Annotated in this window: 21 protein-coding genes and 1 other RNA gene; 13 read left to right on the top strand and 9 right to left on the bottom strand. The window is 54.7% G+C overall.

Annotation, left to right across the window (positions count from 1 at the left end):
* Positions 1–16: 16 nt before the first annotated feature.
* The 4 genes from NYE85_RS21765 to amtB all read left to right on the top strand — a co-directional run bounded on the left by NYE85_RS21765 (position 17) and on the right by amtB (position 5,519).
* Entirely contained in the window at positions 17–1,792 is a 1,776-nt protein-coding gene (locus NYE85_RS21765) for a SmdA family multidrug ABC transporter permease/ATP-binding protein (protein ID WP_259006787.1), read from the top strand.
* The gene (locus NYE85_RS21760; RefSeq protein ID WP_259006786.1) at positions 1,785–3,563 is read left to right on the top strand and encodes a SmdB family multidrug efflux ABC transporter permease/ATP-binding protein; all 1,779 of its coding nucleotides are present in this window, start codon (positions 1,785–1,787) and stop codon (positions 3,561–3,563) included. The genes NYE85_RS21765 and NYE85_RS21760 overlap by 8 nt, the downstream gene beginning before the upstream one ends.
* 294 nt (positions 3,564–3,857) lie before the next feature.
* A complete protein-coding gene (gene glnK, locus NYE85_RS21755; protein ID WP_004949337.1) occupies positions 3,858–4,196 on the top strand; it encodes a P-II family nitrogen regulator in 339 nt (112 codons plus the stop codon).
* Positions 4,197–4,232: 36 nt separating this feature from the next.
* Positions 4,233–5,519, top strand: coding sequence for an ammonium transporter AmtB (amtB, locus tag NYE85_RS21750; RefSeq protein ID WP_259006785.1), 1,287 nt, complete (start codon positions 4,233–4,235; stop codon positions 5,517–5,519).
* 102 nt (positions 5,520–5,621) lie between these two features.
* Here the strand turns inward: amtB and tesB are convergent, their stop codons facing one another.
* Positions 5,622–6,485, bottom strand: a complete 864-nt coding sequence (gene tesB, locus NYE85_RS21745; protein ID WP_259006784.1) for an acyl-CoA thioesterase II — start codon at positions 6,483–6,485, stop codon at positions 5,622–5,624.
* 230 nt (positions 6,486–6,715) lie between these two features.
* On the opposite strand from tesB, the gene NYE85_RS21740 reads away from it, so the two are divergent.
* Positions 6,716–7,210 (top strand): YbaY family lipoprotein, encoded by a 495-nt coding sequence (locus NYE85_RS21740; protein WP_259006783.1) that lies wholly within the window; start codon positions 6,716–6,718, stop codon positions 7,208–7,210.
* A 66-nt stretch (positions 7,211–7,276) separates the two neighbouring features.
* On the opposite strand, the gene NYE85_RS21735 is transcribed toward NYE85_RS21740, so the two are convergent.
* Positions 7,277–7,591 (bottom strand): MGMT family protein, encoded by a 315-nt coding sequence (locus tag NYE85_RS21735; protein WP_259006782.1) that lies wholly within the window; start codon positions 7,589–7,591, stop codon positions 7,277–7,279.
* Between the two features lie 155 nt (positions 7,592–7,746).
* On the opposite strand from NYE85_RS21735, the gene ffs reads away from it, so the two are divergent.
* Positions 7,747–7,843: signal recognition particle sRNA small type (ffs, locus tag NYE85_RS21730), an RNA gene on the top strand.
* Between the two features lie 1,037 nt (positions 7,844–8,880).
* Here the strand turns inward: ffs and NYE85_RS21725 are convergent.
* From NYE85_RS21725 to NYE85_RS21715, 3 genes are all read right to left on the bottom strand, one after another.
* Entirely contained in the window at positions 8,881–9,084 is a 204-nt protein-coding gene (locus NYE85_RS21725) for an HHA domain-containing protein (RefSeq protein ID WP_088499884.1), read from the bottom strand.
* 50 nt (positions 9,085–9,134) lie between these two features.
* Positions 9,135–9,503: an Hha toxicity modulator TomB gene (gene tomB / locus NYE85_RS21720; protein ID WP_259006781.1), complete on the bottom strand. Its 369-nt coding sequence runs from the start codon at positions 9,501–9,503 to the stop codon at positions 9,135–9,137.
* A gap of 157 nt (positions 9,504–9,660) precedes the next feature.
* Complete coding sequence (locus NYE85_RS21715) at positions 9,661–10,014, bottom strand: hypothetical protein (RefSeq protein ID WP_259006780.1); 354 nt, start codon at positions 10,012–10,014, stop codon at positions 9,661–9,663.
* A gap of 296 nt (positions 10,015–10,310) precedes the next feature.
* Here NYE85_RS21715 and NYE85_RS21710 point away from each other — a divergent pair, with 296 nt between their 5' ends.
* From NYE85_RS21710 to NYE85_RS21695, 4 genes are read left to right on the top strand one after another with little or no spacing between them, the layout of a single operon-like run.
* Positions 10,311–10,457, top strand: a complete 147-nt coding sequence (locus tag NYE85_RS21710; protein ID WP_259006779.1) for a hypothetical protein — start codon at positions 10,311–10,313, stop codon at positions 10,455–10,457.
* The gene (locus tag NYE85_RS21705; RefSeq protein WP_259006778.1) at positions 10,454–11,167 is read left to right on the top strand and encodes a metal ABC transporter ATP-binding protein; all 714 of its coding nucleotides are present in this window, start codon (positions 10,454–10,456) and stop codon (positions 11,165–11,167) included. Before NYE85_RS21710 ends, NYE85_RS21705 begins: the two co-directional genes overlap by 4 nt.
* Positions 11,164–12,021 carry a metal ABC transporter permease gene (locus NYE85_RS21700; RefSeq protein ID WP_259006777.1) on the top strand — a complete coding sequence of 286 codons (858 nt, stop codon included), beginning with the start codon at positions 11,164–11,166 and terminating at the stop codon, positions 12,019–12,021. The genes NYE85_RS21705 and NYE85_RS21700 overlap by 4 nt, the downstream gene beginning before the upstream one ends.
* A gap of 26 nt (positions 12,022–12,047) precedes the next feature.
* Complete coding sequence (locus NYE85_RS21695; RefSeq protein ID WP_259006776.1) at positions 12,048–12,926, top strand: metal ABC transporter substrate-binding protein; 879 nt, start codon at positions 12,048–12,050, stop codon at positions 12,924–12,926.
* A gap of 118 nt (positions 12,927–13,044) precedes the next feature.
* Here NYE85_RS21695 and ykgO read toward each other — a convergent pair whose 3' ends face one another.
* From ykgO to sdeX, 4 genes are all read right to left on the bottom strand, one after another.
* Complete coding sequence (ykgO, locus tag NYE85_RS21690; RefSeq protein WP_004954542.1) at positions 13,045–13,185, bottom strand: type B 50S ribosomal protein L36; 141 nt, start codon at positions 13,183–13,185, stop codon at positions 13,045–13,047.
* An 11-nt stretch (positions 13,186–13,196) separates the two neighbouring features.
* The gene (locus NYE85_RS21685; protein WP_259006775.1) at positions 13,197–13,451 is read right to left on the bottom strand and encodes a type B 50S ribosomal protein L31; all 255 of its coding nucleotides are present in this window, start codon (positions 13,449–13,451) and stop codon (positions 13,197–13,199) included.
* Between the two features lie 163 nt (positions 13,452–13,614).
* Positions 13,615–16,761: a multidrug efflux RND transporter permease subunit SdeY gene (gene sdeY / locus NYE85_RS21680; RefSeq protein WP_259006774.1), complete on the bottom strand. Its 3,147-nt coding sequence runs from the start codon at positions 16,759–16,761 to the stop codon at positions 13,615–13,617.
* A gap of 17 nt (positions 16,762–16,778) precedes the next feature.
* Positions 16,779–17,966 (bottom strand): multidrug efflux RND transporter periplasmic adaptor subunit SdeX, encoded by a 1,188-nt coding sequence (gene sdeX / locus NYE85_RS21675; RefSeq protein ID WP_004954534.1) that lies wholly within the window; start codon positions 17,964–17,966, stop codon positions 16,779–16,781.
* 142 nt (positions 17,967–18,108) lie between these two features.
* On the opposite strand from sdeX, the gene acrR reads away from it, so the two are divergent.
* The 3 genes from acrR to mscK all read left to right on the top strand — a co-directional run bounded on the left by acrR (position 18,109) and on the right by mscK (position 22,652).
* Positions 18,109–18,792 (top strand): multidrug efflux transporter transcriptional repressor AcrR, encoded by a 684-nt coding sequence (acrR, locus tag NYE85_RS21670; RefSeq protein WP_259006773.1) that lies wholly within the window; start codon positions 18,109–18,111, stop codon positions 18,790–18,792.
* A gap of 17 nt (positions 18,793–18,809) precedes the next feature.
* A complete protein-coding gene (locus NYE85_RS21665; RefSeq protein ID WP_259006772.1) occupies positions 18,810–19,163 on the top strand; it encodes a DsrE/DsrF/TusD sulfur relay family protein in 354 nt (117 codons plus the stop codon).
* 150 nt (positions 19,164–19,313) lie between these two features.
* Positions 19,314–22,652: a mechanosensitive channel MscK gene (mscK, locus tag NYE85_RS21660; protein WP_259007010.1), complete on the top strand. Its 3,339-nt coding sequence runs from the start codon at positions 19,314–19,316 to the stop codon at positions 22,650–22,652.
* Positions 22,653–22,663 lie beyond the last annotated feature (11 nt).

Raw genomic sequence — 22,663 nt, 5'->3', positions numbered from 1 at the left:
TTTTGGATAAGACTGCGTGAGATTATTTGCTCAAATCGGCTGGTATTTTCGCCGCGAATGGCGCCGCTACCTTGGTGCGGTGGCTCTGCTGATTATCATTGCCATTTTGCAACTGCTACCGCCCAAGCTGGTGGGGGTGATTGTCGACGGCGTAACGGTAAACCATATGTCCAGCGGCGTGTTGATGGCCTGGCTGGGATTAATGGTTGCCACTGCCATTGTCGTTTACCTGCTGCGTTACGTGTGGCGGGTGCTGCTGTTCGGCGCGTCCTATCAGTTGGCGGTTGAACTGCGCGAGAATTTTTACCGCCAGCTCAGCCGGCAAAACCCGGCGTTCTATTTGCGTCATCGCACTGGCGACCTGATGGCGCGCGCCACCAATGACGTGGACCGCGTGGTGTTTGCCGCGGGTGAGGGGGTATTGACGCTGGTGGATTCATTGGTGATGGGCCTGGTGGTGCTGATCGTGATGAGCACCCAGATCAGTTGGCAACTGACGCTGCTGTCGCTGATACCGATGCCGATCATGGCTATCGTGATCAAATATTACGGCGATCAGCTGCACCAGCGTTTCAAATCCGCGCAGGCGGCGTTTTCCAACCTGAACGATCAGGCTCAGGAAAGCATGACCAGCATCCGCATGATCAAGGCGTTCGGGCTGGAAGATCATCAATCTAATCAATTTGCCGACGTGGCGGCGCAGACCGGCGCCAAGAATATGCACGTGGCGCGGGTCGACGCGCGTTTCGACCCGACTATTTATATCGCCATTGGCGCGGCCAATCTGTTGGCTATCGGCGGCGGCAGCTGGATGGTGGTAAATCAGATGCTGACGCTCGGCCAACTGACCAGTTTTGTCATGTATCTCGGCCTGATGATTTGGCCGATGCTGGCGCTGGCCTGGATGTTCAATATCGTTGAACGCGGCAGTGCGGCCTACAGCCGTATTCGCAGCCTGTTGGCCGAAGCGCCGGCGGTGCGTGACGGCGACAGCGAACTGCCGCCGGGGCGTGGGCAACTGGCGGTCGACATTCGCCGCTTCCATTACCCGGAAAACGCCCATAGCGCGTTACATGATGTGGCGCTGCATCTGGCACCTGGCCAGATGCTTGGCCTGTGTGGCCCGACCGGAGCAGGCAAGACCACGCTGTTGGCGTTGATCCAGCGGCAGTTTGATATTGACGAAGGCCATATCAGTTATCACGGCTTGCCGCTGACCGAATTGAAACTGGATGCGTGGCGTGCGCGTCTGTCGGTGGTTAGCCAAACGCCTTTCCTGTTTTCCGACAGCGTGGCGAATAACATCGCCTTGGGCAAACCTGGGGCTACGCAGGAACAAATCGAGCAGGCGGCGCGTCTGGCCAGCGTTCACGACGATATTCTGCGCTTGCCGCAGGGCTATGAAACCGAAGTCGGCGAGCGGGGCGTGATGTTGTCCGGTGGGCAAAAGCAGCGAATTTCAATCGCGCGAGCGCTGCTGCTGGAGGCGGAAATCCTGATCCTCGACGACGCCTTGTCGGCGGTCGATGGCCGTACCGAGCACCAGATCCTGCACAATCTACGCCGCTGGGGGCAAAACCGCACGGTAATCATCAGTGCGCATCGCTTGTCAGCTCTGACCGAAGCCAGTGAAATCCTGGTGATGCAGCACGGCACCGTGGCACAGCGCGGCGAGCACGCAACGTTGTCGGCGCAGCCCGGTTGGTATCGCGATATGTATCGTTACCAGCAGTTGGAGGCCGCGTTGGACGAGGCGCCGGAAATCGGCGTGGAGATGTTAACCAATGAGTAAAGTACAAACGCTGTGGCCGACGCTGAAACGGCTATTGGCCTATGGTTCGCCATACCGCAAACCGCTGGGGATGGCGGTGCTGATGCTGTGGGTTGCGGCGGCGGCGGAAGTGGCCGGGCCGATCCTGGTGAGCTATTTCATCGATAACTATGTTGCCAAAGGGCAACTGCCGCTGACCATCGTTACCGGACTGGCGGTGGCGTATATTCTGCTGGAACTGCTGGCGGCGGCGCTGCACTATTTTCAGGCGATTTTGTTTAATCAGGCGGCGGTCGGCGTGGTGCAGCGTTTGCGCACCGATGTGATGGACGCCGCGCTGCGCCAGCCGCTCAGCGCGTTTGATACCCAGCCGGTTGGGCAGTTGATTTCCCGCGTCACCAACGATACCGAAGTGATTAAGGATCTGTACGTGATGGTGGTTTCCACCGTGCTGAAAAGCGCGGCGCTGATCGGTGCGATGCTGGTGGCGATGTTCAGTCTTGATTGGCGCATGGCGCTGGTGGCGATCTGCATCTTCCCGGCGGTGTTGATCGTGATGGGCATTTACCAATATTACAGCACGCCGATTGTGCGGCGGGTGCGCAGCTATCTGGCGGATATCAACGACGGTTTTAACGAAGTGATCAACGGCATGGGGGTGATCCAGCAGTTCCGTCAGCAGATTCGTTTTGGCGAACGCATGAGCAATGCCAGTTGGTCGCATTATACTGCGCGCATGCAGACGCTGCGGCTGGACGGCTTCCTGCTGCGGCCGTTGCTCAGTCTGTTCTCGGCGCTGGTGCTGTGTGGCCTGCTGATGCTGTTTGGCTTCAGCGGCGAAGGGAGCATCGGCGTTGGGGTATTGTACGCGTTTATCAATTATCTCGGTCGTCTGAACGAGCCCCTGATCGAGCTGACGTCGCAGCAATCGATTCTTCAGCAGGCGGTGGTGGCCGGCGAGCGTATCTTTGAGCTGATGGATCGTCGCCAGCAGAGTTACGGTACCGACGAACATCCTTTGGCAAGCGGCCGGATCGAGATTGACAATGTGACCTTCGCTTACCGCGCAGACAAAAAGGTGCTGCAAAATATCTCGTTGCAGGTGCCGTCACGCGGTTTCGTGGCGCTGGTCGGCCACACCGGCAGTGGCAAAAGCACCCTTGCCAACCTGTTGATGGGCTATTACCCGGTCAATGAAGGAGAAATACGGCTGGATGGTCGACCGCTGTCGAGTCTGTCGCACCGCACCTTGCGCCAAGGGGTGGCAATGGTGCAGCAAGATCCGGTGGTGGTGGCTGAATCGGTGCTGGCCAACGTGACGCTTGGCCGCAATATCAGCGAACAGGCCGTATGGCAGGCGCTGGAAACCGTACAGCTGGCGGAGCTGGTGCGGGGGTTCCCGCAGGGGATCCATACGCGGCTTGGTGAACAGGGGAATAATCTGTCGGTCGGGCAAAAGCAACTGCTGGCGATGGCGCGGGTACTGGTGCTGGCACCGCAGATCCTGATCCTCGACGAAGCCACCGCCAATATCGATTCTGGTACCGAACAAGCGATCCAGCGCGCGCTGCGGCTGATTCGCGAACACACCACGCTGGTGGTGATCGCTCACCGTTTGTCGACTATTGTCGATGCGGACTCGATACTGGTGCTGCACCGCGGGTATGCGGTGGAGCAGGGTAATCACCAGCAACTTCTGGCGCAAAAAGGCCGTTATTACCAAATGTATCAGTTGCAGTTGGTGGGTGAAGAGCTGGCCGCCAGCAGCCGTGAAGATATCCAGACGGCATGATCTGTCCCCGGGAGCCATGGCGGCTCCCGCATCAATCCCTTCGCACCATAATCAGGCAGACTATCAGGCAAAATGTCTTGTCATGCACCCTGGCGGCGCACGCTGCACAATTGCAGTGCACATTAATTGACCACCGTTACCTTTCGTTGCTTGCCGGGCGCGGCTTACGCTACCGACGATTGCCCTTCGGCCGGGTAATTGGCTGAAAGTTCATATAAAACTATTTATGGCACAACCTTTGCTTTATTAGCCAGGTACCCAGGGTGAGTTTGGGCTTAATCGTGGAGAGGCAATATGAAGCTGGTTACCGTGGTGATCAAACCATTCAAGTTGGAGGACGTGCGTGAAGCCCTATCCTCTGTAGGTATTCAAGGGCTGACCGTAACCGAAGTGAAAGGGTTCGGACGCCAGAAGGGGCATGCAGAGCTTTATCGTGGTGCCGAATACAGCGTCAACTTTTTACCGAAGGTCAAAATCGATATCGCCATCGCTGACGATCAATTAGATGAAGTGGTTGATGTCATTAGTAAAGCTGCCTACACCGGCAAAATCGGTGACGGCAAGATTTTCGTTGCCGAATTGCAACGTGTTATTCGCATACGCACCGGCGAAACAGATGAAGCAGCACTGTAAATACTGGCTCAGTTAAGTAGATGGGATGGATTGATAATGAAAAAACTTTTCTCCATGTTGGGCCTGAGTACGGTGACCCTGGTTCCCTCTTTGGCTCTGGCCGCTCCGGCGGTAGCAGACAAGGCAGACAACGCGTTCATGATGATTTGCACCGCGTTGGTGCTGTTTATGACCTTACCTGGCGTGGCGCTGTTTTACGGTGGTTTGCTGCGCTCGAAAAACGTTCTGTCGATGTTGACGCAGGTCACCGTTACCTTTGCCTTGGTATGTGTACTGTGGGTGCTGTACGGTTATAGCCTGGCCTTCAGCGAAGGCAATGCTTTCTTCGGCGGATTTGAAACGGCCATGCTGAAAGGTATCGGCATTGACAGCGTTACCGGCACCTTCAGCCAAATGATCCATGTTGCGTTCCAGTGCTCCTTCGCCTGTATCACCGTGGCGCTGGTAGTGGGTGGCTTCGCCGAACGCATTCGCTTTTCCGCGGTGGTGATTTTCGCCACCATCTGGTTCACCATTTCCTATCTGCCGGTGGCGCATATGGTGTGGGGCGGTGGCTTCCTGGCGGCAGACGGTGCGCTGGACTTCGCTGGCGGAACCGTGGTGCATATCAACGCCGCAAGCGCCGGACTGGTGGGAGCCTATCTGTTGGGCAAGCGTGCCGGCTTTGGCAAGGAAGCGTTCAAACCGCATAACTTGCCGATGGTGTTTACCGGGGCTTCGATCCTGTACATCGGTTGGTTTGGTTTCAACGCCGGCTCGGCCAGCGCGGCCAACGGCATTGCGGCTCTGGCGTTCCTCAATACCGTGATTGCTACCGCAGGCGCGATCCTGTCCTGGACCTTTGCCGAATGGATTGTGCGTGGCAAGCCGTCGTTGCTGGGCGCATGTTCCGGCTGCATCGCCGGTCTGGTTGCCGTAACGCCGGCCGCTGGCACCGTTGGCGTGGGGGGCGCGTTAATCATTGGTCTGGTGGGCGGGGTTGCCGGCCTGTGGGGCGTGGTCACGCTGAAGAAATGGCTGAAAGTGGACGACACCTGTGATGTCTTCGGCGTGCATGGCGTATGTGGCATCGTCGGTTGCCTGTTGACCGGTGTGTTCACTGCATCGTCGCTGGGCGGCACCGGGTACGCCGAGGGCGTCACCATGGGCCACCAGGTGTGGGTGCAGCTGTTAAGCGTGCTCATTACGCTGGTGTGGTCTGGCGTGGCGGCATTCCTCGCCTTTAAAGTGGCCGGCGCCATCGTCGGGCTGCGCGTACCGGAAGAACAGGAGCGCGAAGGCCTGGACGTCAACAGTCACGGCGAGAGTGCGTATAACCAGTAAGATGAGTAGCAAGTTGTAAAGAAGAGCGGTGCGCTAAACATAAAAAATAATGATGATGCAAAAAAGGGCGATGATCACATCGCCCTTTTCCTTTGTGCCTTATCAAGCTTGGCGCTGGCGAATAACCCCTTCCTGTACCGTGCTGGCGATCAGTACCCCTTCGCGGGTGTAAAACTGGCCACGTACAAAACCGCGGGCGCCGGATGCCGAGGTGCTTTCAACCGCGTACAGTAGCCAATCGTCCAGGCGGAATGGGCGGTGGAACCACATCGAATGGTCAATGGTGGCAACCTGCATGCCCGGCTCGAGGAAGCCGACGCCGTGTGGCTGTAGCGCCGTTGGCAGGAAGTTGAAGTCCGAGGCGTAACCCAACAGGTATTGGTGGATGCGCTGGTCGTCCGGCATACTGCCGTTGGCGCGCAACCAGACGTAGCGATGTGGCTCTTCCACGCTGCCCTGCAATGGATTATGGAATTTCACCGGGCGTATTTCGAGTGGCTTTTGGCCGATAAATTTGTCCCGTACCTTTTCCGGCAGCATATGCGCCAGTTTTTGTGCGATTGCCGATTCCGACATCAATCCTTCCGGCGGCGGCACCTCCGGCATGGTGTTTTGATGTTCAAAACCCTCTTCCGGGCTTTGGAACGATGCGGTCATGTAAAAGATCGGCTTGCCGTTCTGGATGGCGCTGACCCGGCGGGCGCTGAAGCTGTTGCCGTCACGCAGCGTTTCGACGTCATAGACGATGGGTTTGCTGCTGTCGCCCGGACGCAGGAAATAGCTATGGAACGAGTGCACGCTGCGCTCGGCGGGAATGGTCTGTTTGGCGGCGTAGAGTGCCTGACCGACGACCTGGCCGCCAAATACCTGGCGTAAACCGAGATCTTCACTTTGGCCGCGGAACAATCCTTCTTCGATTTTTTCCAAATCGAGCAGTTCAAGGAGATTTTGCAGTGCCTGGCTCATAAAAAAGTTACCCTTTTAATAATCATTTTATGCAGTGTGCTGAATATCACGGCGGGACGTCAACATCTTGCGTTATGACACAGACGAAATTGCCTTAATAGTGAGCGTTATTAGAACGCTAAGTGATTAATAGGTAGGCTAATAGGAATTTTTCAGGATTTTGTGCTAGGTTTAATGGGTCAGGTGGTTAAAGCCACCAACGTGTTGAGAATAATAAAGGAGACCGACCCATGAAACTCTGGCAAATCCTTGGTGGAGCTACTGCATTAACCGTCACATTGGCCGGCTGCGCCCAGAAGAGTGCGGAGGTGCCAACACCGGCAGCAGGCAGCCCGGCGACTGCGCAGCAAATGCAGGTTCAGGGCCCGGCGGTGACAGGTTCGGTTAACATGCGTCAACGTATCGCGCTGCCTCCGAATGCGGTGCTGACGGTAACCCTTTCGGATGCTTCGCTGGCTGATGCGCCTTCCAAAGTGATTGCCCAGCGGGTGATTCGCACCGAAGGCCAGCAGGCACCGTTTAACTTCGCCATACCTTTCAATCCGGCGGAAATTCAGCCGAACGCACGTATCATCCTGAGCGCGGCAATCACCGTGGATGGTCAGTTGACCTTTATTACCGACACCATTCAGGAAGTGGTGAACCGCAACGGCACTCGTGCCGATTTGCAATTGGTTCCGGTACAGAACATTCCGGTGCAGGCGACACCAACCGCCATGCCATAATGCGATAGATTCTTATCTCGGTGTGTCGTTCGACAGCCTTTGGCCGGCCGGCCAAAGGCTGTTTTATTATAGGCGCCAGCCAAAACGGCGCAGATCGATCACGCCGCCGACGCCAAATTGGATACCCTCCGCCAACAGCGCCTGGCGCTGACGCTGAAAATCCTCCCCGCGCAATGAAATCTTGCCATGACGATTGATCACCCGGTGCCATGGCAAACTGCTGCCTGGCGGTAACTTCTTCAATACGCCACCGACCTGCCGTGCAGCGCGCGGAGATCCCGCCAGTTGCGCCACCTCACCATAGGTGGTGACTTTACCCGCAGGAATTGCCGCGACGACATGAAATACGCGCTGGCGGAAGGTGGCATCTGTTGATTCCATCTGCTGTTTACCTACCCTGTAAAACCCAGGTTGGCAGTGTGCCACAGCAGGGGTGGGTAAGAAAACAGCGGTCAGGTCCGGTTGGCTTGCTATTTGGGGTGCCATCAACGATAATGCCCACCGCTTCGAAGTACAGAAGCCGTCAATGGGGGCCCTGTTGGTTCTCCCGCAACACTAACTTGTGAACTCGGTCAGGTCCGGAAGGAAGCAGCCGCAGCAGGTGACGTGTGTGCCGGGATGTAGCTGGCAGGGCCTCCACCAATTTAGATAACTGATTGATTTGTTGGTTATTTATTTAGATTTAGAGCATTGTATTCGCAGGCGTCACACTTTTTGTGGATCGTAGGGGATACTAACCGTATCTCACCTGGCTCTCTCCCGTCACGGCATTGGCTACTACCGTAGAATCTACCGGCAGCTCGAAAACGTCGGGAAATCCGCGTATTACTTCGCACTTGCTCAATGCGTGTTCAGCGCTATTCTTTCCCCTCTCCGAGGATAATTCGTCATTCACTCCACCAATTGCAGCTGTATCATCACCACTCAGAGCTAAAGACGCTCACAAGGAACAGTTGCACGCTTATATAGCATCAAGGTTGTTTCATAAGAAATCTTTTTATAAGACTAATCTCAATTATTGCCTTTTATCAAAACTTTTACATTCTCATATCTCCTGCTCACGCTTGGTTCAAAATTTTTGAGTCGTGAGAGGTTTGCAACTAGGCGTTATTAAGCCTGTTGCCTCGGGTTAGGCCTTAGCTATTAATATCAATTCGACTAACGTAATGGGGGCAGGGATGGATACAGTTGAACTGCTAAATGGGGATGTAGGACGGCCAAATCTGAGCACCGGTGAACGGTTTTCCATGGTGTTCTGTGAGACGCGGCCGAGCAGCGAGGATGTTGATGACTTTGGTGCTATTGCCGCTGTGCTATCCCGCCTGCATGTCTCTCCCTCGCGTAGGAAACCTGCTGGAGCTGTTAGAGATACCTCCTACGTTTCCCGTGGTTTCCGCGCAATTTTCGCTAAGACTACATTCCCGCTCCCGCTAGGAGCAAAGCTGCCATCAGTAATTGGTGGTTACCTTGCCTGGATATTAACGGAGCAAGCGCAGGCCTTTACCCGCTGATAAAAAAGCATCCAGACTGGAGGCAATGAGCAGCCAAAAGTAAATTGATTTTTCATGGTGCTAGATATTGACGTAATATCTTTTAGGAATAAAAGAATGCTAAATAATATTCTCATTGAGGCCGACCACGGCATCGGCTCAACGCAGACAAATCTTGGATTATCTTACGTATTTCCAAACGGCAGTCGGCACTTTGTCATACAGTTTATTCATCGTCAGCTCGGCCAGCCGATGATCCGCCGCAGAGTAAAAAAGTTCCAGTTCGTCGTCAGAAAGTTCATACTTGTTTTTTTCAATAACGCGTTCAAGCGTGTCAATCGTGGTGCATTTACGTAAACGCATCAGATAGTCAATTTTAGTCATGATAACCTTTAGTCTTATTAACCGTCGAATAATTTGGGGATAATTATCCCTTAAGTTTTCATCGTAGTACAGATGCCCTCTCCTGAGAACATTCTGAATAGTCGCGCTTTGGTTTTTTGCCAACGACGCAGATCGGAATCATTAATACCGTAACTACTAAACAGCGTGTAGGTATCGTCGAGATATTCTTCGACCAGTTCCGAAAAATCGCTTTCGTCCATGTATTTTATTTTATAGCTCATGATAAACGAAGCAATATGCTCAATCAGTTCATTAAGCTGTAGGTTGATCGCAGACGTTGGATCGTTTACCCAGCCATGGTGGCTGTCACCGAGAGTCGCGATCCCTTCATCATACAAAGTTTCGCACAAGAATTTAAGCTGGGCAATATCGTGCCGCTTAGGCGAATACTCATCCATATCATCCCCTCCGTAAGTCTTAATTTCGGTGTGATAACACTCTGTGAGTAAGCTGGTGGACTTCTTGTCGGAGGTAGCTTAAGTGATGCGATATAAACTTTCCGTATTATTAATATAAATCATTTTTCCGCAGCTGGCCTGTAATTATTACGTAATCTTACAATTCGTCTGCCGTTGACGGGCGGGAGTTGTCAATTATATCAAAAACTAACCCTTGTCGGCTCAGGCTAAAACGCACACTGTCACTAAGGTATTCATGAGCGTAGATATCAATGCAGGCATTGAAGATGTACCACTGGTAGCGGTAACTCATTGAATACTCAAGTGCGGACAGCTGTCGTAACTCAAGTATTTCTAATGATCCCTCAGTATAATGAGCATTTTCTGAATAAAAACTCAGGCCGCTAGTTAACGCGGGAACTAACTCTGACAGTCGATCGTTAATCACTTTCATTAATTGATCGCGAGAAAGTGAGCTAACGTTCTGCTGACAAGCCAAGGTTACGTGCATTTATCTCTGCCTGCTCTCGACAACGTTAGCCTTATCTTACTCTTTTTTCGCGCGGTCGTCGGCAGACTTTTCACTTACCATAGTTTTTTTACAATTCCCAAGCGTTTACCGTATCGGAAATAGCCCATCTATTTAAGAACAATCTTAGCAATAACCTTCAATGCTCTACCCAGAGAGAAAGTGGGGCGGGATTGTCGGTCGTTACGTTAAGTTGCAATAAAATGTTTTCCGCCGCTTGAGCCTGCGCTAATGTTGTGATGTTATATTATAACATTAACTAAAGAGCGTTTAGCGACATGAAGCATTCTTCTGCGTACGACAAATCGGAGCCATTGCCGGTTTACAGCTGGTTCACCGCCTCTGCCGGGGCGCGCTGTGCCGCCGCACTGCTGTTGTTGACGGCATTATGGTTGGCCATCGGCTGGGCGGTGGCATTGCCATGATCGCATTACGGCATGCGGTTTTTGGTTACGGCACCGGTGCTCTGTTTCCACCGTTAAGCGGTCGTTTCAACCGCGGATCGCTGACGGCGGTGATCGGTAGCAATGGTGCCGGCAAATCCACCTTATTGAAAACCATCGCCGGGCTATTGCCGTTGCAGGGCGGCCATATCGACTACGGCGACAGTAAATTTCCCTCGATTGCCTATTTGCCGCAGCAGGCGGAACTGGATCGCCAGTTTCCAGTTGTTGTCAACGACGTGGTTGCCATGGGCTGTTGGCGACGGTGGGGCATGCTGGGCGGATTGACGGCCAGTGCGCGCGCGCAGATAGCCGAGGCATTGGCCACGGTGGGAATGAGCCAGATGATACACGCGCCGGTGAGTGAATTATCCGGTGGTCAGTTGCAGCGGGTGTTATTTGCCCGGTTGTTAACCCAGCAAGCGCCGCTGATCTTACTGGATGAACCTTTTACCGGCATCGACAGCGCGACGATTGGCTTATTGTTGCGGGTGATTGCGCGTTTGCATCAGCAAGGGAAAACGGTGATCGCGGTTTTACATGATATGGCAATGGTGGCCGGGCATTTTCCTCAGGCATTGCTGTTGACGCAGCACGATTGTCATTGGGGCGATGCTGACCGCGTTCTCGCACAACTGCCGTTATTGCATGCCGCCAACGCTTCGGTTAGCCGGATCAAGGTAGTGTCATGATGCTGCATCATCTGCTGGTCGATCCCTTCCTGTCCTTCGGTTTTATGCGCCGGGCGCTGGTGGCCTGCCTGGCGTTGTCGCTTAGCACTGCGCCGCTTGGAGTGTTTCTGTTATTGCGTCGCATGAGTCTGGTGGGAGATGCGCTGTCGCATGCGGTACTGCCAGGTGCGGCGATCGGCTATCTGATGTCCGGCATGTCATTGGTGGCGATGGGCATCGGCGGGTTTATCGCAGGTCTGGCCGTGGCGATACTTTCCGGCCTGGTCAGCCGGCATACGCCGCTCAAAGAGGATGCCAGCTTCGCCGGTTTTTACCTCGGTTCGCTGGCGCTCGGGGTGACGCTGGTATCGCTGCGCGGCTCCAGCGTTGACTTGCTGCACGTATTATTTGGCTCGATTCTGGCGGTGGATAGCCATGCCATGGTGATGGTGGGCGGGATCGCCAGCGTGTCGTTGCTGACGCTGGCTGCGTTGTATCGGGCGCTGGTGATCGAATCGTTTGACGCGACCTTTTTACGCGTTGGCGCCCCGCGCTGGCTGGCATGGGTGCATGGTCTTTTTCTGGCATTGGTGGTGGTCAATCTGGTGGCCGGGTTTCAAATCCTGGGCACGCTGATGTCGGTTGGGCTGATGATGTTGCCGGCCGCCAGCGCACGCTTCTGGGCAGGTAATCTGCCGCAGACTCTGGCGGCAGCGATGGCGATCGCCGCACTCGCCAGTATCGTCGGGCTGCTGTGGTCTTATTATGCATCGTTGCCCGCCGGCCCGGCGATCGTGCTGAGTGCCAGCCTGATATTTTTCATTTCGATTCTATTTGGGAGGCGTGGTGGGATTTATGCCCGTGCGCGTCGTTGAGAAGTGCCCTGTACAAGGAGATACCAATGAAAGGTTTATCAATAACGCTGGTGGCGGCGGCTCTGCTTTCCAGCCCGTTGGCAATGGCCAATACCGTGAACGCGGTGGCCAGTTTTTCCGTGTTGAGCGACATCGTCAAACAGATCGGTGGCGAGCATGTCAAGGTGACGTCGCTGGTGGGGCCGAACGGCGATCCGCACAGTTTTGAACCGTCGCCCCAGGACAGCAAACTGCTATCACAGGCAGATTTGGTGTTTGTCAGTGGCTTGGGGCTGGAAGGCTGGATCGACAGGTTGGTAAACGCTTCCGGTTATCATGGCCCGTTGATTACCACCTCACAGGGAATTTCGACTCGCCAGATGGCAGAGGATGGCAAGCCGGTTACCGATCCGCATGCCTGGAACAGCATGAAAAACGGCGTTCAGTATGCGACGAACGTGATGAATGCGTTGATCGCCGCCGATCCGCAGGATGCCAATTATTTCCGTCAACGCGGCGCCGAATACATACAGCAGTTGCAACGGCTCGACCGCTGGGCGCAGGCGGAATTTGCCGCCGTGCCGGCAGAAAAGCGCAAGGTACTGACCAGCCATGATGCGTTTGGTTATTTCGGGCAGCAATATGGCGTGACCTTCCTGGCGCCGGTGGGTTTTTCTACCGAGGCGGAGGCCAGCGCCAGTGACGTTGCCCAGTTGATTACCCAAATCAAACGGGAAAAGGTGCACACCTATTTTATCGAAAACCAGACCGATCCACGCCTGGTGAAGCAAATCGCCGCGGCAACCGACGCCAAGGCTGGTGGAGAGTTGTATCCTGAAGCGCTGTCAACCGCCCAGGGGCCAGCGGCAACCTATGTTCAGGCGTTCAAGCACAACGTCGAAACCATGGTCGCCAGTATGAAATAACGGTGATTTAGCCCCGTCTGGATGGTGGGGCTTGTTAGAGCCGATTGGCAATTACCCATAAAAAAGCCCCGTTGAACAGCTACGGGGCTTTGACGATAAACGAGATGTTTTACGATAGTTAACGCTTTTTCTTACGTCCCTGTACCGCTTTAAAACGTGGATTGGACTTGCAGATCACGTAGATGCGACCCTTGCGGCGCACCACTCGGCAATCTGGATGGCGATTCTTCGCCGAACGCAATGAACTCAAAACCTGCATGCTGATTCCCTTTACTTACTGCCGATAAAGCGACCGAAACGCTGCTGGAAGCGTGCGGTGCTGCCTTCTTTGGAAAACTCTTTCTGCTTGCCGGTGTAGTACGGGTGCGAAGCGGAAGAGACGTCGATAGTGACGTATGGCAGGGTTTCGCCGTCATGATCGATAGTGCGCTCGGTCTTGATAGTCGACCCCACTTTAAAATAGGCATTGGCGCTCAGATCGTGAAACACCACGGTACGGTATTCTGGATGAATGTCTGCTTTCATGATGACCTCTCATGTTATGTTATACTATAACAATAAGTATGCGCCGATCGGCGTACTCGATCAAGTATAAATTGTCGACCCAGAGCAACCATTGCGCGTGTCAAGGGAGGGGGGCATAAAAAAAGGCCGCATACGCGGCCTTGGTATTCAGTAGAGAAGGGGATCAGCGATGCTCAACCGGATGAGAATGCTCGAGGTCTTCGCTCTTCTTGGAGAAGCGGCGGCGTACCACCACGAAGAACACCGGAACGAAGAAGATCGCCAGCACGGTTGCGGTGATCATCCCGCCCATAACGCCGGTACCTACCGCGTTCTGGGCACCGGAGCCAGCGCCACTGCTGATAACCAGCGGCAGTACCCCGAGGATGAAGGCCAGCGAGGTCATCAGAATCGGACGCAAACGCATGCGAACCGCTTCCAGCGTTGACTCGATCAGCCCCTTGCCTTCTTTTTCCATCAGATCCTTGGCGAATTCCACGATCAATATCGCGTTCTTCGCCGATAGCCCAATGGTTGTCAGCAGGCCCACCTGGAAGTAAACGTCGTTGTTCATACCGCGCATGGTTGCCGCCAGTAGCGCACCGATAACCCCCAGTGGCAGTACCAGCATCACCGAGAACGGAATCGACCAGCTTTCATACAGCGCCGCCAGACACAGGAACACCACCAGAATCGAGATGGCATACAGTGACGGGGCCTGGTTGCCAGACAGACGTTCCTGGTAGGACATGCCGGTCCAGTCATAACCAACGCCGCTTGGCAGTTTCGACGCCAGTTCTTCCATCAGGTTCATGGCTTCACCGGTACTCTTGCCTGGCGCAGCCTGGCCGAGGATTTCCATCGATGGCAGACCGTTGTATCGCTCCAGACGCGGTGAGCCGTATTCCCACTTCGCGGTAGCGAAGGCGGAGAACGGTACCATCTGGCCGCTATCGCCGCGCACATACCAGTTGTTGATGTCGTTCGGCAACATACGGAACGGTGCATCAGCCTGTACGTAAACCTTCTTCACACGACCACGGTCGATGAAGTCGTTGACGTACGAACCGCCCAGCGCGGTGGTCAGCGTACTGTTGATGGTAGTAATGCTGACGCCCAGCGCCTTGGCTTTTTCCTGATCGACGGTCAGTTTGAACTGCGGCGTATCTTCCAGACCGTTAGGACGCATACCGACCAGAACATCTGGGTGTTTTGCAGCCATGCCCAACAGCTGGTTACGCGCTTCGGTCAGTTTTTCGTGTCCCAGACCGCCCTGGTCGATCAATTCAAAGTCGAAGCCGGTCGCGGTGCCCAGTTCGATAATTGCAGGCAGGTTGAACGGAATGACCATACCGTCCTTGATTTTCGAGAAGGCAGCCATGGCTCGGCCAGCAATCGCCTCAACCTTGTTCTCGGTACCCGGACGTTCATCCCAGTTCTTCAGGCTGACGAAGGACAGACCGTTGTTCTGGCCATTACCGTTAAAGCCGAAGCCGGCAACGGTAAACACCGACACCACGTTGTCTTTCTCTTTCGTCAGGAAGTAGTCGGTGACCTCTTCCAGAACTTTAGAGGTACGTGCCTCGGTGGCACCGGCAGGCAACTGCACCATGGTCAGCAGGATGCCCTGATCCTCATCCGGCAGGAACGAGGACGGCAGACGCAGGAACAGGAACGCCATGCCGACGACGATCAGCAGATAGATCAGCAGGTAACGACCGGTGCTGCGCAGAATGTTGGCTACGCTGTCGGTGTAGTGGTGCGTGCTCTTTTCGAACATGCGGTTGAACCAGCCGAAGAAGCCGGTCTTCACGCCGTGGTCGCCTTTCGCTACCGGTTTGAGCAGGGTGGCACACAGCGCCGGCGTCAGAATCAACGCAACCAGCACCGACAGGGCCATTGCCGAAACGATGGTGATCGAGAACTGTCGATAAATCGCCCCGGTAGAACCGCCGAAGAACGCCATTGGTACGAATACCGCCGACAGTACCAGCGCGATGCCGACCAGCGCACCCTGGATTTGATCCATCGATTTTCTGGTGGCTTCTTTCGGCGGCAGTCCCTCTTCGGACATCACACGCTCGACGTTTTCCACCACCACGATGGCGTCATCCACCAACAGACCTATCGCTAGCACCATGCCGAACATCGTCAGGGTGTTTATCGAGAAGCCGAACGCTGCAAGAATGGCAAATGTTCCCAGCAAGACGACCGGTACGGCGATGGTTGGAATCAACGTCGCACGGAAGTTTTGCAAGAACAGATACATGACCAGGAATACCAGTACGATCGCTTCGAACAGCGTTTTCACCACTTCATTAATCGAAATCTTGACGAATGGAGTAGTGTCGTACGGATAAACCACTTTCATCCCTTGCGGGAAGAAGGGAGCCAGCTTGCCAAGTTCCGCTTTTACGCCAGCGGCGGTGTTCAGGGCGTTGGCGCCGGTGGCCAGTTTGATACCCAGACCTGCCGCCGGTTTGCCGTTGAAGCGCGCCGTTACCGAATAGTTTTCAGCACCGCGTTCGATGCGTGCCACGTCTTTCAGACGCACCTGCGAACCGTCACTGTTAACCTTCAGCAGGATCTTGCCGAACTCTTCCGGTGACTTCAGACGGGTCTGCGCAATGATCGAGGCGTTCAGCTGTTGGCCCGGCACCGGAGGCATACCGCCCAGTTGCCCGGCGGCAATCTGATTGTTCTGCTCGGTGATGGCGCTGGTAACATCGGTCGTCGTAAGCTGGAAGTTGTTCATCTTGTTCGGATCGAGCCAGACACGCATCGCGTATTGTGCCCCGAACAGCTGAACCTCACCCACGCCGTGAGAACGGCTGATCGGGTCTTTGATATTGGAAGCCACGTAGTCCGCAATATCATCCTGGGTCATGTTCGGATCGTCGGAAACGAAGCCGGCTACCATCAGGAAGCTACTGCTGGATTTTTCTACTTTCAGGCCTTGCTGTTGCACCTCTTGTGGCAACAGTGGCGTTGCCAGAGACAGTTTGTTCTGGACCTGAACCTGCGCGATGTCAGGGTCGGTGCCGGATTCAAACGTCAATGTAATTTGTACGCTACCAGAGGAATCACTGGATGAGGACATGTACATCAGATTATCGATACCGTTCATGTTCTGTTCGATAATCTGTGTCACGGTGTCCTGCACCGTCGTGGCATCAGCGCCAGGATAGGTGGCGGAGATCGTCACCGCCGGTGGTGCGATAGTCGGATACTGCGCAATCGGCAGTTTCATTATCGCAAGCACCCCCGCCAACATCACGATGATGGCGATTACCCAGGCGAAAATAGGGCGATCTATAAAGAACTTAGCCATGTATTACCGGCTCCTTTTTATGACTTCTGCGCGTCAGCCTGTGGCTGTTTTTGCGCCTGAGTGTCAACTTCTTGTGCTTTTACCTGCGCGCCCGGTTTGACTTTCATCAATCCGGTGACAATAACGCGATCGCCGGCTTTCAACCCTTCGCTGACCAGCCATTTGTCGCCAATCGCCTGATCCGCTTTCAGTGAACGCAGTTCCACCTTGTTGTCGGCTCCGACCACCAGCGCAGTCGCATCGCCACGCGGATTACGCGTTACGCCCTGCTGTGGAACCAGCAGCGCGTCGTTGCGAACGCCTTCGTCCAGACGAGCGCGCACGAACATGCCAGGCAACAGTTCATCTTTCGGGTTCGGGAACACGGCGCGAATGGTGATGGAGCCGGTGGTTTCATCAACGGTTACGTCAGAGAATTCCAGCGTGCCTTCCTGTGCGTAGGTCTGGCCGTTCTCCAGCAGGAGCTTGACCTTGGCCTTGCCGTTTTCCTGCTTTAGCGAGCCGCTGGCCAGTTCCTGTTTCAGACGCAGGAAATCGTTGCTGGACTGGGTAACGTCAACGTACATCGGATCCAGCTGTTGTACGGTAGACAACGCGTTGGTTTGACCACTGGTTACCAGCGCACCTTCGGTGACGGCGGATTTGCCGATACGCCCGGAAATCGGCGAGGTCACCTTGGTATAGGCCAGATTGATGCGCGCCGTTTCTACCGCAGCCTTGGCCGCGACCACTGCCGCGTTATTCTGTTGCAGGGTGGAGATGGCGGTATCGTAATCCTGCTTACTGATGTAATTGGTACCCAGCAATGGTTTGTAACGGTTGACCGTCAGACGGGCAATGTCGGCTGCGGCCTGAGCCTTGGCCAGATCGCCTTTGGCACTGTCATAGGTGGCTTGATAAGTCGCGGGATCGATCTGGTACAGCGACTCACCGGCTTTGATATCACTACCTTCAACAAAGTTGCGTTTCAGAATAATACCGCTGACCTGAGGACGAACTTCGGCGATGCGATACGCAGCGGTGCGACCAGGGAGATCGGTAGTAATGTTGAGAGGTTCGGTTTTCAGGGTCACCACACCCACTTCAGGGGCCGGTTGTTGCGCGCCTTGCTGTTGGGCTTCTTTATCATTACATCCTGTAAGCACTAAGCTGCCGGAAAGCATCAGAACTGCCGCCAGAGGCGTTAACCCTCTGTTTTTGTTCATAGAAAAACCTCAAGTGTCCGATTTCAAAATGATCAATGGATCACAAGCATTAAAACCCATTGCTGCGTTAATTATATGTGCGTGCTATGGTACATACATTCGCGAATGTATGTAAATCACAGTCCCCCTAAAAAACAACGCCATGGCACGAAAAACCAAACAGCAGGCGCAAGAAACCCGACAGCACATTCTTGATGCTGCGGTAAGAGAATTCTCTGAACGTGGCGTTTCTGCAACGTCACTGACAGATATTGCCACCGCAGCCGGGGTTACCCGTGGTGCAATTTATTGGCACTTCAAAAATAAGGTAGACCTGTTTAACGAAGTTTGGGAATTATCAGAATCGAAAATAGGTGACCTCGAAGTAGAGTATCAGGCAAAGTTTCCAGAGAATCCACTGAGGATTTTAAGGGAAATCCTGATTTACATCTTGACCGCTACGGTAGAAGACGTCCGTCGACGTGCATTGATGGAAATTATATTTCATAAATGCGAGTTTGTGGGCGAAATGATGCCATTACATGACGTGCGCAAGGTATTGTACCTGGAAAGTTACGAGCGGATTGAGTCAGTGCTTGAGAACTGCATCCGTCATGACCAGCTACCGGAGGATCTGCATATCCGCCGTGCGGCTATTATTTTGCGTGCCTATGTCACCGGCCTGATGGAAAACTGGCTTTTTATGCCGGAAAGTTTTGATTTGAAGCGCGAGGCAGCAACGTTGGTTGATGCGTTTATCGAAATGGCGCAGTACTGCCCAACGTTGCGTATCAAACCGGGTGAGCGGGCGGCGTTGATGCAGCGTGTCGACGGCCCCCTTCAATAGCAAACAGGGAGGAATAGATGACTTCAATGGTACTGATTGCCAGCGGTGCAGCCTACGGGCAGGAATCGCTGTTTAATGCGTTGCGTCTGGCGATTGCCTTGAAAGAGCAGCAAGGCTCGCTGGATTTGAAACTGTTTCTGATGTCTGACGCGGTGATTGCCGGTATCGCCGGGCAGCAGCCACACGAAGGCTATCACCTGCAGCAGATGCTGGAAATTCTCAGCGCGCAGCAGGTACCGATCAAGCTGTGTAAAACCTGCGCCGATGCGCGCGGCGTCAGCCGACTGACTCTGGTTGACGGGGTGGAGATTGGTACGCTGGTCGAACTGGCTCAGTGGACGCTAGCGGCGGAGAAAGTCCTGACGTTTTGAGTCTGCGGTCAGACCCCCATTCATCATCGGCAATATTTTTCTCGTTTTTTGCCGCTTGGCGAACATGCTAACCTTTAGGCTTATTAGTTGAAACGAAGTCAAATCATGAGTCGCAGGTTCGTCACGTCCTTCCCTTTGGCTTTACTGTCAATGTCGTACACGGTGCCATGCCGCGCCGTGGCACTGTTGCTTCTGATGGTCTGCACACTATGGCAGCCGGCGCTGGCACAGATTTCCTATAATAGCGACCTGCCGTCGCGCAGTGATATCCAGAACCAGCTTGAGGCGTTGGCCAGGCAAAAAACGCTGACGCCGGTCGAAAAGCTGTCGCAACAGGATCTCAACCGCACCACTGAACTGCTGGACGCTATCGAGCATATCCGGCAGGAAGGGGGGCAGTTGAAACAGCAGTTACAGCAGGCACCGGTGAAGCTGAGGCAGGTGACGGAGCAGTTGGAGGCGTTGAAATCGCCGCCGGATGATACCACGGTACGTGCCGAACTGCTGACGCTGTCGCTGCGCCAATTGGAAGGTCGCCTGTACCAAACGCTGGATGAGCTGCAAACCGCGCAGGAAAGCCTGTCGACCTACAATAGCCAGTTGGTGTCGCTGCAAACCCAGCCGGAACGGGTACAAACCAGCATGTACACCGCATCGCAACGCCTGCAGGAGATCCGCAATCAACTGAATGGGCAATCGCCGGGGCAGGCAATGTTGCGCACCAGCCAACAGGAGATGTTGGCTACGGAACAGGTTTTATTGAATGCGCAGATCGAACTGCAACGTAAAAGCCTTGAAGCCAATACTACGCTCCAGGATTTGCTGCAGAAACAGCGTGACTATACCAACGGCCATATAGAGCAGTTGAACCATCAGGTGCAGGTGCTGCAGAACGTGGTCAACAGCAAACGCCTGACGCTGTCGGAAAAAACCGCCAAAGCGGCGCAGAACCCGGAAGATGCCACCGACATCCAGCACGATGCGCTGGTGCGCAACGAACTGGATCTCAATCGCCAGCTCAGCCAGCGGCTGATTGCCGCAACGCGTGAAAGCAACACCCTGTTCCAGCAAAATATCCAGGTAAAAAGCTGGCTCGATCGTGGCCTGCAATCCGAACGCAATCTGAAAGAACAGATCCAGATGCTGAAAGGCAGTCTGGTGCTGTCGCGCATTCTGTACCAGCAGCAGCAGAGCCTGCCGCAGGGGATACTGGTGGCGGATATGCAAACCCATATCGCCGACCTGCGTCTGGAGCAGTTTGACATTAACCAGCAGCGGGACGAGTTGTTCAAGGGCAATGATTACATCGATAAGCTGTTGGCCAATGCCCAGGAAAAGGCCAGTGATGATGTGATTGATGCGTTGAATGAAATCATTGATATGCGCCGTGAATTACTGGATCAATTGAACCGCCAACTGAGCAATCAATTGACATTGGCGATTAATCTGCAAATCAATCAGCAGCAGCTCACCAGCGTATACGATTCGGTACAGGACACGCTGACCCAGCAGATTTTTTGGGTGAACAGCAATAAACCCATCGATCTGGCCTGGCTGAAGGCCCTGCCCGGTGCCATCAAACAGCAGCTGGCGTCGCTGGATTTCAAATTCAAAGCCGCCAAACTGCTGGACGGCGGGCTGCGCGTGCTGGTGTTCCTGCTGCCGATGTTGCTGTTGATCGGCTTGCTGCGCTGGCGCTATAGCCTGATTGACAGCCATATACAAAAGCTCGGCAACGACGTCGGGCAATTGAAGCGCGACAGCCAATTGCATACGCCAAAGGCGCTATTGCTGATCCTGCTAAAAGTGGTGCCGGGTGCCGCATTGCTACTTGGCGCCGGTTTTTGGTGTTACCGCTCGGAAATCAGCATCAGCGATTTTTTATGGTCGCTGTCGCAGCAGCTGACGCTGTTTTACCTGGTGTTCGGTTTCACCTTCCGCCTAATGGTGCCGGGGGGGATTGCCGAGCGGCATTTCGCCCTGTCGGCGAGCCTGTGCGCGCACTACCGCCGCCAGACAATTCGTCTGGGGCTAGCGCTGTTGCCGCTGATCTTCTGGTCGGTTCTGGGTGAAAAGGCGCCGTTGCGACTGGTGGAAGACGTCATTGGTCAGGTGGTGGTGATGTTGACGCTGTTACTGCTGGCGGTGCTGGTATTCCCGATCTGCCGTGACAGCTGGCGCGAAAAAGGCGCGCATGCGGTACGGCTGGTAATTGTTACCGCCATTGCCGCGACGCCGCTGATGCTGCTTGGGCTGATGCTTGCCGGTTATTTCTATACCACGCTGCGGTTGGCAGGGCGCTGGATCGACAGTCTGTATCTGTTCTTCCTGTGGAATATCGTTTATCTGACCGCCATTCGCGGCTTGAGCGTTGCCGCACGCCGTCTGGCCTACCGGCGGGCGCTGGCGCGCCGCCAAAGTCTGGCGAAAGAGGGCGCAGAAGGCAACGAACCGGTGGAAGAGCCGCCGCTGGCGCTGGACCAGATCAACCAGCAGTCATTGCGTTTGACCACCATGGCGCTGTTCTTGCTGTTCGCGACCGCGTTCTATGCGATTTGGTCTGATCTGATCACGGTGTTCGGCTACCTGGACAGCATCTCGCTGTGGCATTACACCAGCGTGGTGGCTGGCAGTAGCGTGCCGCAGGCGGTGACGCTTGGCAATCTGATGGTGGCGTTGCTGGCGGTGATGGTCGCCTATGTCATGACGCGCAACCTGCCGGGGTTGCTGGAGGTGCTGGTGCTGTCACGCTTGCAGTTGCGCCAGGGGGCGTCGTACGCCATTACCACCATCCTGACCTATCTGATCACTGCGGTGGGCACCGTAACCGCGCTGGGATCGCTGGGTGTCTCATGGGACAAGCTGCAGTGGCTGGTGGCGGCGCTGTCGGTCGGGCTGGGCTTTGGTTTGCAGGAGATCTTCGCCAACTTTGTTTCCGGCCTGATCATCCTGTTTGAACGCCCGGTGCGCATTGGCGATACCATTACCATCGGTACCTTTTCCGGTTCGGTCAGTAAAATTCGCATTCGCGCCACCACCATCACCGATTTCGATCGCAAGGAAGTGATCATTCCGAACAAGGCGTTCGTTACCGAAAGGCTGATCAACTGGTCACTGTCCGACACCATTACCCGGGTGTTGATCAAGGTAGGCGTGGCTTACGGTTCCGATCTGGACAAGGTCAAACAGGTATTGCTGCAGGCTGCGCACGACAACCCGCGGGTAATGGCCGATCCGGAACCGCAGGTGTTTTTCCTGAATTTCGGTGCCAGCACGCTGGATCATGAATTGCGCCTGTACGTACGCGAGCTACGCGACCGCAGTTACACCGTCGATGAGCTTAATCGTTCCATCGATCGTTTGTGCCGCGAAAACGACATCAATATCGCCTTCAATCAGTTGGAGGTGTATTTGCATAATCAGCAGGGTAACGAGGTGCAGGAAGTGAGGCGTGACTACAATCCTGGTGAGGAACAACCGGCCAGCTGATGAACAACCGC

Source organism: Serratia sp. AKBS12 (assembly GCF_024793895.1).
Classification (GTDB): domain Bacteria; phylum Pseudomonadota; class Gammaproteobacteria; order Enterobacterales; family Enterobacteriaceae; genus Serratia_F.
This window is presented reverse-complemented; position numbering and strand designations above follow the sequence as displayed.

Coding starts and splice junctions, on each gene's coding strand:
- NYE85_RS21760 (WP_259006786.1), top strand. CDS start 1,785: ATGAGTAAAGTACAAACGCTGTGGCCGACGCTGAAACGGCTATTGGCC.
- glnK (WP_004949337.1), top strand. CDS start 3,858: ATGAAGCTGGTTACCGTGGTGATCAAACCATTCAAGTTGGAGGACGTG.
- amtB (WP_259006785.1), top strand. CDS start 4,233: ATGAAAAAACTTTTCTCCATGTTGGGCCTGAGTACGGTGACCCTGGTT.
- tesB (WP_259006784.1), bottom strand. CDS start 6,485: ATGAGCCAGGCACTGCAAAATCTCCTTGAACTGCTCGATTTGGAAAAA.
- NYE85_RS21740 (WP_259006783.1), top strand. CDS start 6,716: ATGAAACTCTGGCAAATCCTTGGTGGAGCTACTGCATTAACCGTCACA.
- NYE85_RS21735 (WP_259006782.1), bottom strand. CDS start 7,591: ATGGAATCAACAGATGCCACCTTCCGCCAGCGCGTATTTCATGTCGTC.
- NYE85_RS21725 (WP_088499884.1), bottom strand. CDS start 9,084: ATGACTAAAATTGACTATCTGATGCGTTTACGTAAATGCACCACGATT.
- tomB (WP_259006781.1), bottom strand. CDS start 9,503: ATGGATGAGTATTCGCCTAAGCGGCACGATATTGCCCAGCTTAAATTC.
- NYE85_RS21715 (WP_259006780.1), bottom strand. CDS start 10,014: ATGCACGTAACCTTGGCTTGTCAGCAGAACGTTAGCTCACTTTCTCGC.
- NYE85_RS21710 (WP_259006779.1), top strand. CDS start 10,311: ATGAAGCATTCTTCTGCGTACGACAAATCGGAGCCATTGCCGGTTTAC.
- NYE85_RS21705 (WP_259006778.1), top strand. CDS start 10,454: ATGATCGCATTACGGCATGCGGTTTTTGGTTACGGCACCGGTGCTCTG.
- NYE85_RS21700 (WP_259006777.1), top strand. CDS start 11,164: ATGATGCTGCATCATCTGCTGGTCGATCCCTTCCTGTCCTTCGGTTTT.
- NYE85_RS21695 (WP_259006776.1), top strand. CDS start 12,048: ATGAAAGGTTTATCAATAACGCTGGTGGCGGCGGCTCTGCTTTCCAGC.
- ykgO (WP_004954542.1), bottom strand. CDS start 13,185: ATGCAGGTTTTGAGTTCATTGCGTTCGGCGAAGAATCGCCATCCAGAT.
- NYE85_RS21685 (WP_259006775.1), bottom strand. CDS start 13,451: ATGAAAGCAGACATTCATCCAGAATACCGTACCGTGGTGTTTCACGAT.
- sdeY (WP_259006774.1), bottom strand. CDS start 16,761: ATGGCTAAGTTCTTTATAGATCGCCCTATTTTCGCCTGGGTAATCGCC.
- sdeX (WP_004954534.1), bottom strand. CDS start 17,966: ATGAACAAAAACAGAGGGTTAACGCCTCTGGCGGCAGTTCTGATGCTT.
- acrR (WP_259006773.1), top strand. CDS start 18,109: ATGGCACGAAAAACCAAACAGCAGGCGCAAGAAACCCGACAGCACATT.
- NYE85_RS21665 (WP_259006772.1), top strand. CDS start 18,810: ATGACTTCAATGGTACTGATTGCCAGCGGTGCAGCCTACGGGCAGGAA.
- mscK (WP_259007010.1), top strand. CDS start 19,314: ATGTCGTACACGGTGCCATGCCGCGCCGTGGCACTGTTGCTTCTGATG.